Source organism: Melioribacteraceae bacterium 4301-Me (assembly GCA_041538185.1).
Taxonomy (GTDB): domain Bacteria; phylum Bacteroidota; class Ignavibacteria; order Ignavibacteriales; family Melioribacteraceae; genus Pyranulibacter; species Pyranulibacter aquaticus.
Genome location: JBGORM010000002.1, coordinates 105007 through 119883 on the forward strand (window position 1 = coordinate 105007; position 14877 = coordinate 119883).

General features: G+C 33.1%; 10 protein-coding genes. 4 read left to right on the forward strand and 6 right to left on the reverse strand.

Annotation, left to right across the window (positions count from 1 at the left end):
* The first annotated feature begins 118 nt into the window (after positions 1-118).
* Entirely contained in the window at positions 119-1177 is a 1059-nt protein-coding gene (locus tag ABRY23_03970) for an aldose epimerase family protein (protein MFA3782201.1), read from the forward strand.
* Between the two features lie 653 nt (positions 1178-1830).
* On the opposite strand, the gene ABRY23_03975 is transcribed toward ABRY23_03970, so the two are convergent.
* Positions 1831-1977: a hypothetical protein gene (locus ABRY23_03975; GenBank protein ID MFA3782202.1), complete on the reverse strand. Its 147-nt coding sequence runs from the start codon at positions 1975-1977 to the stop codon at positions 1831-1833.
* 576 nt (positions 1978-2553) lie between these two features.
* On the opposite strand from ABRY23_03975, the gene ABRY23_03980 reads away from it, so the two are divergent.
* The 3 genes from ABRY23_03980 (at position 2554) to ABRY23_03990 (ending at position 7924) form a co-directional block, all read left to right on the forward strand.
* A complete protein-coding gene (locus tag ABRY23_03980) occupies positions 2554-3585 on the forward strand; it encodes a LacI family DNA-binding transcriptional regulator (protein MFA3782203.1) in 1032 nt (343 codons plus the stop codon).
* Positions 3586-4203: 618 nt separating this feature from the next.
* Positions 4204-5118 (forward strand): hypothetical protein, encoded by a 915-nt coding sequence (locus ABRY23_03985; GenBank protein ID MFA3782204.1) that lies wholly within the window; start codon positions 4204-4206, stop codon positions 5116-5118.
* 49 nt (positions 5119-5167) lie between these two features.
* The gene (locus ABRY23_03990; GenBank protein ID MFA3782205.1) at positions 5168-7924 is read left to right on the forward strand and encodes a carboxypeptidase regulatory-like domain-containing protein; all 2757 of its coding nucleotides are present in this window, start codon (positions 5168-5170) and stop codon (positions 7922-7924) included.
* Positions 7925-8023: 99 nt separating this feature from the next.
* Here the strand turns inward: ABRY23_03990 and ABRY23_03995 are convergent, their stop codons facing one another.
* From ABRY23_03995 to ABRY23_04015, 5 genes are all read right to left on the reverse strand, one after another.
* A complete protein-coding gene (locus ABRY23_03995) occupies positions 8024-9274 on the reverse strand; it encodes an exo-beta-N-acetylmuramidase NamZ domain-containing protein (protein ID MFA3782206.1) in 1251 nt (416 codons plus the stop codon).
* A gap of 10 nt (positions 9275-9284) precedes the next feature.
* Positions 9285-10475 (reverse strand): phosphodiester glycosidase family protein, encoded by a 1191-nt coding sequence (locus ABRY23_04000; protein ID MFA3782207.1) that lies wholly within the window; start codon positions 10473-10475, stop codon positions 9285-9287.
* A gap of 53 nt (positions 10476-10528) precedes the next feature.
* A complete protein-coding gene (locus ABRY23_04005) occupies positions 10529-10693 on the reverse strand; it encodes a type II toxin-antitoxin system RelE/ParE family toxin (protein ID MFA3782208.1) in 165 nt (54 codons plus the stop codon).
* 171 nt (positions 10694-10864) lie between these two features.
* Positions 10865-11071 (reverse strand): hypothetical protein, encoded by a 207-nt coding sequence (locus ABRY23_04010; protein MFA3782209.1) that lies wholly within the window; start codon positions 11069-11071, stop codon positions 10865-10867.
* 438 nt (positions 11072-11509) lie between these two features.
* Complete coding sequence (locus tag ABRY23_04015) at positions 11510-14356, reverse strand: glycoside hydrolase family 3 N-terminal domain-containing protein (protein ID MFA3782210.1); 2847 nt, start codon at positions 14354-14356, stop codon at positions 11510-11512.
* Positions 14357-14877: the final 521 nt, after the last annotated feature.

Consider the following 14877-nt stretch of genomic DNA (forward strand, 5'->3'; position numbering starts at 1 on the left):
TCAATTTTCTTATCATTTTTATTAAGTTTTGTGTCGGAATTTTTTCCCATATAAATTTTATGTATACGCTAAACAAAGGTACTGTAAAGAATGTATGAATTAAAATTTGGTCTCGGTTATGATTAAAAAAGAACTCTTCGGTAAGCTTGATGATGTGAATGAAATTTACATCTACACATTAAGTAATCTTAAAGGTATGATAGTAAAAATAATTAATTACGGCGCAATTGTCGTTTCAATTTTAGTACCTGATAAAAATGGAATTTATGATGATATAGTGTTAGGCTACGATAATCTTAAAGCATACATTAATGATAAATTTTACTTCGGAGCTATAATTGGCAGGTATGCTAACAGAATTAATAAAGGGCAGTTTGAATTAAACGGTAAAAGATACCAACTAGAACTTAACGATGGATTAAATCATCTCCATGGCGGAACGAAAGGATTTCACAAGGTTGTTTGGGACGCTGAACCTTTTATTTACAATTCAGACCAATCATTAAAACTAAAGTATTATAGTCATGATGGAGAAGGAGGATATCCTGGTAACTTAAAGATAATGGTAATTTATACCCTTACTCAAAATAATGAGCTGCAGATTGAGTATATTGCAGAGACTGATAAAAAAACTATACTTAATCCCACTCATCATTCATATTTTAATTTATCTGGTTCAGCGGATAAAACAATTTTGGAGCACCAGATTAAAATTAACGCTGATTATATAGTTGATATAAATGAAGACTTAACACCAACGGGAAAGCTAATTAATGTTAATAATACTCCGTTCGACTTTCGAAAATTTCGTGAGATGGGGGCGCGCATAAATGACAAAAACGAGTTGTTAGCTTTTGCAAATGGTTACGATCATAGTTTTGTGCTAAATGATTACAATCACTCTGTTAGAAAAGTTGCTGAAGTATTTGAACCTGTATCCGGAAGATTGTTAAGTATTCATAGTGATCAACCGGGGTTACAGTTTTATTCTGGGAATTACCTGAACGGATCAATAATAGGTAAAGAGGGAAAGATTTATAGCTTTAGAGCTGGCTTTTGTTTAGAAGCTCAACATTTCCCAGATTCGCCAAATCATAAAAATTTTCCACCCGTTGTGCTTGAGCCAGGTCAAAGGTATATTCAAAGAACTATGTATAAGTTCTCAATTAAACAATAGAAAAACTGCTAAATTGATACGACTCTCTTTTTACCATAAAACTTCTCTTAGTATGATAGGCCATAATAAAGCATTTAAAGTAAAATTTTAGAGAATCTGTTGATAGACTCTGCTGCACGATTTATCATGGAAATACACCACTTCGTGGTAAAAATGACTAACTTTGTGCCAGTTGAATTATCATAGTTAATACTGCAAAAATCATTTTACCTTCATTGCGACTCGCCAATAGCAAGGGAAGTAATTTCCTACTACAAAGAATTTATCATCTTACCTTTTTATCGTGATTGCTTCAATCACTTGGTTCGTTAGCAATAACTGTAAAAACATGATTGGTCGAAATATCGGCTATCTCTTTATTAGTTACACGGAGAACCACAGAGATTTCACGGAGGACTAATGGACAGCAACCCTTGAACCCTACAATTGAAATGATTTTATATGATTTATAAACAAGCTAATAAGATTTCAATAGAGTAATAATACTTTTAGTCAGGAAATTGACGAGCTTTTGACTCAATTATGCTATAAACAAAACCTTACCACGAAGTGTGGGAATTCACCACCCACGAAGTGATGGATTCCCATTCGTAGGTGGTGAATTCTCATTGTGGGTGAATTCTTATTTTATTTATTAAATAACCTTAGTAACATCACAAAACAAGAATGAAGATTAACCTTATTACCTTATCTTTAATTTTTTTCTTCAAAGAATTTTTAATCCAAGCTATTTTCCAGCTTGTGCTGTCTGGGTACCACAGCTTTGCATCTGGTCTCGTTGGTTGACTTTCCATTGTCATATCGAGTTCCGATGTTTTTTATCTGGACGAAGTAATCTCTAACATAAAGACGGGCGACTAAACAGCTTTGTGCTTGAGATTGTTTCACTCACTTCGTCTGCAATGACATTAATGATCTGTAGTAAAAATATTTCAGTTGCCTTGATGAAAAACTCAAGGACATCTTCATGATAACACTAATCTCTTTTTTATTATAAATTTCTTTGTCACTCCAAAGCACCAATCCAGAGTTCTGCAACACGCACTATAAACAGGCATGCCTTCAGTAGAAACTATAAATTATCGATGTTGTTTCAAAACATTAAACTAATACAAACCTTTAGAAGCAGTTGACTTGTATAAAAAAATTTGGGTTGCTCTTTTCATTTTTGTAACTAAAATTATCAATTAAATTCTATGCTAAAAAATAGGAATAATACAATTTACATTATTTTATCCAATTGTGTGATTTTAACTCCGGTATGCAATGGTTAATTCATATAGCCAAAAATAGTAAGCGGTTACTATTCAGAAAATTTTTTGTATTTTAATAAGGTGATAATAGAGTAATAATTTTAGATTAAACAAAGAAGTAAATTGAAAGAGAAACCTGTTACATTAAATGACATTGCAGCTAAACTTAACATTACTCCAGTTACAGTTTCAAAGGCACTTAGGAATCATCCTGATATATCACCTAAAACGACGAAGTTAGTAAAAAAAACAGCTGCTGAGTTAGGTTACTTGCCGAATATAATTGCAAGAAACCTTGCTGCAAGAAAATCTAATACTATCGGTGTTGTTTTACCTAAAATTGAACATTCCTTTTTTGCATCAATAATTGAAAGTATATATGACATCGCAGAAGAAAATGGCTATGAAGTTATTTTAACAATATCTCAAGAAGATAATGAACGAGAGAAAAGGCAGATACAAACATTGCTGGCAATGAAGGTAGACGGCATTATTATTTCTATATCAGAAAAAACACGTGACACATCAATATTTGAATTGGTCAAAAGGAGAGGAGTACCGCTAATATTTATTGATAGAATTCCTGATATGGAAAACATAAACAAAGTAGCAGTTGATGATAGAGGAGGTGCGTTTAAAGCAACTGAACACGCAATTAAAATAGGTTATAGAAAAATAGGTCACTTTGCTGGGTATACTAATATAAATATTGGTCGCGAACGTTATTTGGGTTTTAAAGATGCAATGAAGAAGCACAAGATTAAAATTAATCCTCAATGGGTAATTGAGGGTGACTATAGCGAAAAGCACGGATATAATTCTTTTATGAAATTATATAAAGAAAAAAACCTTCCAGATTTTATTTTTACAGCTACTTATCCAATTGCGTTAGGTATTTATGCGGCAGCAGCTGAAGTAGGTCTTAAAATTCCAGATGACCTTGATCTTATTTGTTTCGGCAATGCTAAAGCTATTGAACTTCTTTCACCTCCGTTAAGTTGTGTTGACCAATCAACACAATTAATAAGCCAGCATTGTATGTCAATTCTGCTCGAAAATATAATTAAGGGGGAAGAATTTAAGCCAAAAAGTGTATTAATTGAAACTGATTTAATTATACGTGGAACATGCGTAAAGTACAATAGAGCTAAGTAGTCTGTAAGAACTCTATAAAAAATTTTTATGCATGTGCTAATCTCTATCTTTTTAATTGTGGTAGAACACCTCATCTATCATTTGAGGTAAAGTTATCTTGAAGTTTCCTAGTAATTTTTAATTAATCCCCAAAAAATTCATTAAAATGAATTTCGATACATCAGCCATTGACAACCATGGCTTACAAATTGGGGTTAACCTCGACAGGCTGTGGATATTTTATGCGAATGCAACACTTCGTGGATGAATTCCCATTTTCCTAACTTGCCAGCAGGTTGGTGGAAAATTTGGGTTATTAATAACTTTACTATATCAGTCATATTGGTTTTGAACTTAACAATATCCCTGTAAAAAACTCTTTATATTATGTGAATAATGAGAAATTCACAGGGTGACTTCTTATAAAATTAATAAAATTTTAATGTAAAGAATTGATATAAGTAAGGCTCTCTGCGCTATTAGACGTGGAATTGTACATGAATTATCGTAATTATAAAAAAATACTTGCGTATTTATGCCAAATTTATTATTTAGATATAAGGTTTAAAGAATTGACCTGTACCATCAATAAAGATGGTTGATAAATTCACCAACGTGAAAAAGTAGTAAAGTGGAATTATGATAAGAGTAATAATCTTGGCTTTAATACTGGGATATTCGAGTACTTTTCCACAAGAAGATAGCTCTAAAGTTGCTTTACAGAATCCTTCACCAATGGTTGATTACACGCGAAAACATGAGCGGATTTTCGAAACTAAATTTCAAGGTATAAGCTTTAGTATTGATAGTCTAACGAGCAAACCTATTGAAATATACATTCCAAAAAAATCACAAAAAAGATCTAAATTTGATCTAGTAATTCACTTTCATGGCAATCCAAATATTGTTAAGTACGCAGCAGATAAGTATAATGGTAGTATTATAGCAGCAATTTTAAATCTTGGTAGTGGTTCAAAACGTTACTATAATCAATTTGAAGATAGTACACTTTTTAAGAGAATTATAGATTCTGTTATTGCAAAAACAAAATATAAAATTGGAGTTAAACCCACATTAAAGAAAGTCATTCTTACCGGGTTCAGTGCAGGATACGGAGCAATTAAGAAATTACTTGAAACACATTCTGAGGATATTGATGCTGTTTTATTGCTTGACGGTCTTCATGCTAGCTATATTCCAGATAGAAAAGTATTATCGGAAGGTGGAAAAATTGACTCAAGCGCTTTTGATGCATTTCTAAGATTTGCTTTAGAAGCCTCTAAAGAAAAAAGTGCAAAGAAATTTTTAATTACTCATTCGGAAATTTTTCCTGGTACTTTTGTTAGTACAACTGAAGCAACTGATTATATTTTGAGCAAGCTGAAAATGAGAAGAAAACCAATTTTGAAATGGGGTCCACTAGGAATGCAGCAGTTGAGTTATGCTAGAAAAAATCATTTTATGATTATGGGTTTTGCTGGTAATTCTGCACCAGACCATATGGATCATCTGCATGCTATTTATCATTTTCTTAATAAGTTATTAAATCTATAGCAATGCACATTAAGTGCGTTATTTAAAAAAATAAAAAAGGAGGTAGGTTATGAAGAAATTCTTACCGCTTTTCTGGGGGGTAATTGTAGAGCTTTTTATATCAAGCTTTTTTTATGCGCAGGTTGCTACAGCAAATTTAAGTGGTAAAGTAGTAGATAATGAAGGAAATGCTGTACCAGCAGCCGCTGTTTTAGTCGTGGATTTGGAAGCTGGGTTAAGTCGCGGCACAACTACAAACGATAATGGTATTTATCATTTTATTGGATTGAACCCAGGCAACTATGAAGTTAAAGTTCAGCATGTTGCGTTTAGTGCAAGTACAAAAAAAATTGAATTAGTGTTGGGTCAAAATGCAACATTGAATTTTACACTAGTTCCTAAAAATATTGAACTCGGCACAGTAGAAGTTGTAGCTCAAGCCCCCAAATTCGAATTACAAAAATCTGATGTTTCTAGTACTGTTCGAAGTGAACAGATTATGAATTTACCTCTTGACTCAAGAAGCATATTAAATTTAGGAGCAATAACACCTGGGGTTAAAAGTTACGGCGGATCTTATCCTAGTTCAGGTGCAATCTCATCTTATAATTTTATTAATTTGTATGTAAATGGAACCGAATGGAAAAGTAATTTTAATGGGAATATAGTGGGGTTAGGACAAACTGCTTCTCCTTTACCACAAGATGCTATACAGGAATTTAAGATAATTCAGAATGCTTATGATGCAGAATACACAAGAGGTGGTTCAATCCTTGTCTCGGCAGTTACTAGACGAGGAACTAATACTTTGAAAGGGAATGCATTTGTTACTTTGGAAAACAAAAGTCTTACTAACAGGGGTCCTTTTCAAAAGCAAGTTCCAGATTATAGCAGAAAACAGGTTGGGTTGTCATTATCAGGTCCATTAATCCAAGATAAACTATTTTTTGCTTTTACTTATGAACTAAATGACGCTGTGAATGTACTAACGGTCAATCCAGGCAGACCTGCTTACAACCCAGATATATGGTCTAAGTATGCAGGCGATTTTGATTCGCCGCGGACAACACATCTTTTAGCAACAAAAATAACTTATCAACAAGATGAAAATAACTTTTTTAATTTATCATGGAATTTCAGACATACAGAATCTAAGTTTTATTTTGGTGGTACAGTAGCTTATCAAGCAGGGCTTTTTGGAAAATATACTGTAAGCGATTTACAACTTGAACATACTCATATTTTTAATCGCAATATGACCAATCAGTTGATACTTCAGTACCTTGCATGGAGACACGATGAACCCACTATCTCTTCGGGTCCAGCATATATATATCCAAGCATTACATTAGGAAGAGCTACTTTTCCTATTCAGTTAAACGAAGATCATTTTACTTTGGTAGATAAACTTACTTTTACTTTTGGCGACCATGTTATGAAGGCTGGTCTGAAAATAACTAATCTCAATGCAGCCCCATGGTTCCCATACTACAAAGATGGAGAATTTCTCTTTGCTACAGATACTAGTAAAGCCCCTTATCAAGGAACTATTGGTATCGGTATGACGAATCCTAATTCAACCAATGATGCTAAGGGTGAGAGCCACGGTTGGGCTTTAGGTGCTTATATACAAGATGGTTGGAGAGTTAATGACCGACTTTTGCTTAATCTCGGTCTAAGATGGGATGCCGACTTGAATATGTTAAATAATGATTATACTGTCAGGTGGGCAAATGATCCTGTAATAACTTCTAATATACCATCTGAATATATTAATAGAGGTGATAGAAAAAATCAGCTTGCAAACTTTTCACCAAGAATTAATTTCAATTATGATTTATTTAACAATGGACTTACAATTTTAAGAGGCGGATACGGATTATTTTATGATAGAACAGTTGGATATATTGGTTATTTTGAATACTTGTATTCTAACTGGGGAATGTACACTTTCCAAAATCCCGGAACGACCGACCCAAATGTATTAAGGGAAAAAGTTTTAAGTGGCGGTGGTTCAGCTAGTCCATCAATTTATATGATTAATAAGAATATTAAAACACCAAGAATTGATCAATGGTCATTAGGAGTAGGTCATCAGTTTACCGAGAACTTGGCAATAGGCATTGATTATGTTAACAAACATTATGTAAATATTTTTAAAGCTTATAATGCTAACTACTATAAACCTAGTATCAAACAAAGAATTCTAACCAACAAATATAGTGATATACGGCTGTACGACAGCTTCGGGGAAGCTTGGTGGTATGGATTTTTGTCAACAATTTCATACCGAACCCAAGATGTTTTTGCTCAGTTATCTTACACTCTTTCTTGGGCATATACTAATAACGATGGTATATCCTACAATCTAAAAGATCTTTTTTATGAAAAAAGAAGTATTTACGATGAACGCCATCGCTTTGTTTTGAATTTTTCAGTTAATCTCCCTTATGAATTTCAAATTAGTGGAATAGCTACTCTGGCAAGCCCAACTCCTTACAGCGTATATATTGGACAAGACTTAAATGATGATAATAATTTTAGTGATGATTGGATTAGGGGAGGAGAAACGGCAGTGCCATCAGCATCTAAAATCAGAAATTGGTATAAGATGTTGGATTTAAGAGTAACAAAGTTTTTCTCCATTAATCAATTCAGGATAGGAGTATTCTTAGAGGCTTATAACGTTGGCAACTGGTTCAATGCGGCAAGTTATTTTGGAAGAAAGTTTGACGCAAAGGGAAATCCTTATTCTAATTTTGGTCAAGCTACAGATGCTTACTTAGCAAGAACAATACAACTCGGTACACGTGTCTTTCTTAATTGATGGTACTACTTATAAACTATTTGAAAAGGCATTCTCAATCTCTTGAGGATGCCTTTTTCGTTTTGATAGATTAACAAATAAAATAGTATTATGATAAATTTATTTATAAAGCAAATATTTACCACGTATCTTTTTAAAGTTTTCTAATCCACTTTCCCAAGAATTAAATATTTCGTTTGGGGTTTTTCCTTCGTCAATTAGTAAGCGAATATTTGAGGTACCTGCCAAACGGTCGATTGTTGTTTTTCGCCATTCAAATTTATCGGAATGCACTTTCTTTATTGCCCAAAGTAAAGCAACGCCTGTTTTAACTGATTCAAATTTATTCCTATCAATCACATGTACATATATTCCATTACATTTTTCATTATAATACTTAGGTGGATGAGCATTGAACTTGAACCACTGGGGAGTAAATTCAATCGGCTCAAAAGATACTCCTTGTAAGTTCACCTTTTTAAGTTCATTTATCACTTTATCTGCATCAAGCCATGATGCGCCAATATACTCGAAGGGTTTTTCAGTTCCTCTTCCTTCCGAAACATTCGTTCCTTCAAAAAGACATGTCCCAGGATAAACAATCGCAGTTGAAAGAAATGGCATATTTGGTGAAGGCTTAATCCATGTTAATCCTGTCTGATTGTACCACATATTCCTTTTCCAATTTTTCATCTTGATAACTGTTAAATCAGCCTTTACTTTATTTTTCAACCAACCAGATTCGTTGTACATTTTTGCAAGTTCGCCAATTGTTAATCCATAAGTAATAGGTATTGGTGCAAAAGCAACAAAAGATTTAAGAGTATCCTCAGTGACAGGACCATCAACGTATAAACCAGCAATAGGATTTGGGCGATCAAGCACAATAATTGGAATATGATTTTCAGCTGCTGCTTCCATTACTAATCCTAATGTAGAGATGAACGTGTAAAATCGTGCACCTACATCTTGAATATCAAAAACTAATAAGTCTATCCCTTTTAACATTTCTGGTGTTGGTTTATACGTTTTGCCATATAAAGAATAAACTGGAATTCCTGTTTTTGCATCGACTGCATTTTCAATTGCACCTGTAGTGTCTCCTCTTACTCCATGTTCTGGACCGAATAAAGCAACAATTTTTACTTCTTTTTGTTTATAAAGTGCGTCAACTATGTGGGTGCCATCAGATAATAATGATGAGTGGTTAACAACTAATCCTAAATGTTTTCCTTTGAGAAGGTCTATTTTTTCGGTTAGTAGAACATCTGCTCCTGTTACTACCGAAGTTTTGTTTGCATCCTTGTTTTTGCTTTCAATTAGGATGCTGGAAAGTGATAAACAAATTAATATTATTAATAAATTTTTCATAAAGTACCCTCTAATTTTTTTGTTTAATTATTGCAATGGAAACTCCTACGGGTCTTTCTCCCCCCTTATCAGAGGGTTTATTTACCACCTTATTATTAATAACCATAGTTGTTGAACCCCCTCCGTCAAGATTTAATCCTTGATAAACACCCTCTTTAATCATAATATCAGCAAATTGTTTCAAAGATACACCGCTGCTTGATTCTTGTCTGCCATCTACTGTGAATAAATAGATAGTTGTACTGTCTTTTGAAAAACCAATTCCAGTTCGTGGATGTTTAGTTACAGAGAATTTTGGGAAAGTGCCCTCAAAAATATCTGTTGAGTCGGCAACATTTTTACCGTTATAAACTATTCTTCCCCACCCGCCTGTGGCAGTAAAAATTTTTCCTAAATCGGGAATTAATTTTAAAAGTATTTGTAATGTATCACCATGATGTATAACTGAGTTAACTTTATCCGCCATCTTAAAGTTTGTCGATAAAATATAATTATTTCGGTTTATTTTAGTATTGCCAAAGTGCCAATTGCCTGTAACTTTACACAAAAGAGTATCTCCATTTGTAGTCAGCTTTGTCAATCTTATTTCTAAGTTTTTCCATTTATTGTTAGAGGGAGTAGCATAACCTTGATAATGATTGTAGAGGGTAATAGTGTTACTGTCTGTCTGAGAGTTGACCCTGTTAATTTTAAATTCCATTCCGCTTTTTGTAATAATTTTGCCTTCAAACTGAAATCTTTCAATAAATGGTTTATTGTTTTTTGTTATAGCAAATTGGTAGTGAACATTATCGAAAGTGTCGTAATCTGAATCGGTTATCTTAGTTCCTTTAGCAAATTCACCGTTAATAACAAGATTGTTTTCCGGTTCACCACCATATTTAATTTTAAAAAAATCTGAATTGATAGCAGCAATAACTTTATGATTCCTGTTAATTCTTTTAACCATGGAACTTGTGGTTTCTCTGCCTAAAAGAGTATCGTTTCCTTTCACGGCAACAACCGTGTAAGAATTATTTTTTAGATTGAGACTAACAACATGAATTGAAAGTGTATCTTTTTTATCGAAGATGTGTTTGTGAAAAATTCCCGGGGTTAATTGCTGTATGGCGATGGAAGAATCAATTGCAGTCTGAGCCTGGGAATAAGAGGCGGTGAAATAACATGAGTAAAGAATTATTAAGTAAAATATTTTTTTCATAAAAATGAGCTTATTATTTCTTAATTGTTTTTCAATACCTCTTAACCTCTTCTTTATTGAATAAAGGACAACAAGTATCTCAATTCATTGTCGGAAAGATCTTCTTGCTCGGATTTATCATAAATAGTAAGTAGAAAAACCGTGTTATCAGAATGTTGAATGTGAATAATAATTCTTGCCCCGGCAGATTTGCCTTTCCCCTTGGAGCCAATAGCCATGCGGATTTTATAACAATGATTGCCAAGTGATTTCCCTTGAGTTTGGCGGCTTCCAGCTTTTCTATTAATTTGATAAAATCGGCTTTTAATGAAGGATATTTTTTTGCTAATCTTTTTAATTGCTTGCTAAACGGCGGTATAAAGTGAACTTTATATGATATTGAACGAATTTTATAATTCATTTACCAACTGTTTAGCCGGACGGGTTTTAAGCTTTCCCTTTTTAACAAGGTTTAGGTTTTCTACGGCCTTTTTTATTTCTCCTATAAGCAGTGCCTTTTGCGGAGAAATTCTCTTAGCTTTTACAAAGGGAAGATTGTTAAGTAGTTCCATTACAAAATCTGCTTTATTGTCTTTTATATCTATAAGTACCTTCATGATTCCACTTTTATTTGCTAATCATAATACATAACAAGTTTACTAAACTTATAAATTAATATCAAATTTTTATTCTTAGCACTGTTGTCCAAAATAATTTTGAAATCAAATCCCGAAGGGATGAATTACCAAATAAATTTAGAAAACTTCATGATTTTGGACTATTCTACTTGTCTTGTGAATCAAACCCCATCTCGTCCCTACGGGACTTTTAACTTAAGTTTGATATTTATTTATTCTATAACTATATAATCCCTAAAGGGATTACATTGGTTTAAGCATAATCAAAGCTTTATTGCCCCCTCAGGACAAAATATTTATAGGATAAAGAACAAAGAAATAGATTAAGTCCCTTTAGGGACGAAATAAAAAATATATTGGACAGATATGATTCTGAGTTTACTGGCAATAACTTCTTTTTTGTTGCAATAAAATTTATTACAATAAACCAGTAATAGATTTAATCACGGCATCGTGCAGTGCTGGACGCACATTTAAGATTTTTAAGTTGTTTCTTGTCGGATAAACCCGGTTTGTTAAAAATACAACAATCAATTTTCTTTCAGGGTCAGTCCAAACCGAAGTACCTGTGTAACCAGTATGACCATAGGAATTTGGACTGAAAAGATTGCCAGCAGAAGAACCTTTTTCAGACTTAGTATCCCATCCCAAAGCACGTGAACTTTCTTCCGATTGCCTTTTTGTAAACAATTCGACTGTCTGTGGTTCAATAAATTTTTTACCTTGATAATACCCTTTTTGGAGAATCATTTGAAGTAGCTTAGCAAGGTCACCTGATGTTGAGAACAATCCAGCATGTCCTGCAACTCCACCCAGCATCGATGCAGTTTCATCGTGCACTTCACCAATTAAAAGTCGATGACGCCAGTAATTATCATTCTCAGTTGGTGCAATTCTATCTTTGTAAATTGCCGGGGGATTGTAAAAAGTGCTGGTCATGCCAAGTGGATTGAAAATTTCTTCTTTGCAAAACTGGTCTAATGTTTTACCGGTAACTTTTTCAATAATTTTTCCTACCGTAATCATTCCGAGGTCTGAGTACACTGTTTTTGTCCCGGTTGGATAGTCAAGTTTAGTTGTGTAAATATCGTTCAATACATCTTCTGCATTATCATACATTTCATAATATCTTTTATAAGCCGGCAAACCGCTGTTGTGCAAAAGCAGATTTCTGATTGTAATATTTTCTTTTCCATTCTCAGCAAATTGAGGAATATATTTTGAAACTTTGTCATCGAGCTTAAATAATCCTCTATCAATACAAATCATAGTTGCAGTAGTCGTTGCAATTACTTTTGAGACAGAAGCGAGGTCATAAATTGTGTTGGGTGTTACGGTTCTCGAAGTATAATCATAAGTCAAATGTCCATAGCCTTTTTGGTAGATGATTTTGCCGTCCTTAGCTATTAAAAGGGAAGTGCCGGGGAAAGCAGTGTCCTTAATTGCTTTTTCTATTACTTCATCAACTAATTTAAATTTATTATCTGCAGATGAACTAAACTCATTTTCCATTCGGAGGGCAGTTTGTTTTAATTTTATTCCTGTACCGTAAATGTACTTTGTATTTGGTATAGAAATAGGGAGTTTGCCTGTAATAGGTATTTCACCAAAAATTGCTTCTGCTAATGCAGCCTCAGAAACTTCGGTGTCGCCATAGTTGCATAAATAAGTTGGTGCTTCCGGGAATAATGAAAGAACATAAGGGTTTCCGTGAGAGCTAATAACTGTAGGCTTTTTTAGTGCTAGTACATCTTTAATTAATTTTATTTGAGGTTCGGTTAAACCTAAGTTTCCTGAAAAAGCTCTTACCTTTAAATAAATAGAAATAAAAACTTCGTCGGCATTTTTTGTATCTGCAATTGTTTTCTCGAAGTCTTTATCATCGGAATTAATTGGTAATAAATCTGTATTTAAGTGATATAATCTTTCTTTTAAAAGATTGTCAAAATATGTATGATTTCCGGAATAATTTTCGTCAGAAATTATAATGTGTAAAAAGTTTTTATTTGCATCTGCAAGAACAGGAATTAAGTGGTTGTCATCTTTAACAAGAGTGATTGATTTTCTAGCAAGCTTGACGGATATATTCCAGTGTTCTTTTATGCCGACATGATTGGCAATATCATCAATGTCAACAAATTTTTTGTTGTTCAAACCCGCCCATTTTTTAGCAAGCAAAATTTTTCTTACTGAGTGATTAAGTCGTTCTTCAGTAAGGTCGCCTTTTTTAACAGCTTCAATAATTGCGTTGATAGCTTCTTCAGGGTCATCTGGGAAAAGTATACAATCGTTGCCGGCTTGAACCGCTTTAACAGTAGCTTCTGCAGTAGAAAATGAATTGGTTATAGCATGCATATTTAATGCGTCTGTGACTATTAATCCTTTAAATCCCATTTCTTTTTGAAGTAAATCTGTAACAATAGACTTTGACAATGTTGAAGGTAAGTTTTTTTCTTTTTCAAATGCAGGTACTTCAAGGTGTCCAATCATTACCGACATGACACCATTTTCTATATTTGATTTAAAGGGTGCTAATTCCAACCTTCTTAATTCTTCTTTTGAGGATGTAATTAAAGGTAACTCTTGATGCGAATCAATGTTGGTGTTGCCGTGACCGGGGAAGTGTTTTGAGGTTGCAATCATACCACCTGCTTGAATGCCTTTTAAAAAAGCATTGCTCAATCTTTCAACAAGTTCAACATTTTCGCCAAAGGACCTGACATTAATTATTGGATTTAAAGGATTATTATTTACATCGGAAACGGGTGCATAATCTTGGTTGACTCCAATTGCTTTTCCTTCTTCTGCAATTATTTTGCCCATTTGAAATGTTAATTCTGTGTCATCAGCGGCTCCAATTCCCATATTGTATGGAAAAACTGTAGCATCGACAGCACTTTGTGCTACCCCTCTTTCATAATCAGCAGCAATTAATAAAGGTATTTTTGCAATTGATTGCAATTTATTGGTTAAGACAGCTTGATCATAAATATTACTGTTGAAAAATATTAATCCGCCAACATGTAAGTCTTTTACTAAATGTTCTATGCGTTTGTAATCGCGACTGTCAACGCTCATGTATTTTCCAAAAACTTCAGGAAAAACCATTTGTCCCGCTTTTTCTTCTATGGTCATTTTAGATAGAATGCTCTCAACCCATTGATCGGCATTGTTGTTAAAAATTTTGCTTGTGTTAGTTTGTTGTGAAAATATTAATGAGGCAAATGCAAAAGAAGCAATAAGAATTGTAATGTTGAATTTCATGACAGTATACCTAATTGTTAATTAAAATGTTAAATGCAAGTTTTTCATCAGCTTGCGATTATCATGTTAGAAAAGTTTGCCTTTCTATCTAATAAAATTTTGCTATTTAGGTTAATTACATCGAACAAATAATAATTAATAAATAGTAAATAATAAATTATCATGAATTCTCATGTATTTTTGGGTTAAATATAGTTTTGCTACAGCAATCGCAAATTCCCTTATTAAAGATTTTAAAATAACTCAATAATGTCAAAAAGGATTTGTGGTTTTTGTCGGTTTCAGAGATGTGGTTTATGATTTAATATTGCTTTTTGTTATGAAAGTTTAGAATACAGAGAATTGGCATAAAACTTATTAATATTCTTTTTTATAACCTTAGTAACAATTCTCTCCTTTAACAAAAAACCTTTTTAGCTTATTCAAAAGGTTTTGCTATTGTCTGATACTAAAAACATATCGGTTTTTAATAAACATCACTGCTGTCCAAAATAATTTTGAAATCAAATTCCGAAGGGATG

Excerpts from the sequence above, each read along its gene's own strand:
- ABRY23_03995 (MFA3782206.1), bottom strand. The coding sequence starts at position 9,274 with ATGAAAAATTTATTAATAATATTAATTTGTTTATCACTTTCCAGCATC.
- ABRY23_03970 (MFA3782201.1), top strand. The coding sequence starts at position 119 with ATGATTAAAAAAGAACTCTTCGGTAAGCTTGATGATGTGAATGAAATT.
- ABRY23_03985 (MFA3782204.1), top strand. The coding sequence starts at position 4,204 with ATGATAAGAGTAATAATCTTGGCTTTAATACTGGGATATTCGAGTACT.
- ABRY23_04015 (MFA3782210.1), bottom strand. The coding sequence starts at position 14,356 with ATGAAATTCAACATTACAATTCTTATTGCTTCTTTTGCATTTGCCTCA.
- ABRY23_04000 (MFA3782207.1), bottom strand. The coding sequence starts at position 10,475 with ATGAAAAAAATATTTTACTTAATAATTCTTTACTCATGTTATTTCACC.
- ABRY23_04010 (MFA3782209.1), bottom strand. The coding sequence starts at position 11,071 with ATGAAGGTACTTATAGATATAAAAGACAATAAAGCAGATTTTGTAATG.
- ABRY23_04005 (MFA3782208.1), bottom strand. The coding sequence starts at position 10,693 with ATGGCTATTGGCTCCAAGGGGAAAGGCAAATCTGCCGGGGCAAGAATT.
- ABRY23_03975 (MFA3782202.1), bottom strand. The coding sequence starts at position 1,977 with ATGACAATGGAAAGTCAACCAACGAGACCAGATGCAAAGCTGTGGTAC.
- ABRY23_03990 (MFA3782205.1), top strand. The coding sequence starts at position 5,168 with ATGAAGAAATTCTTACCGCTTTTCTGGGGGGTAATTGTAGAGCTTTTT.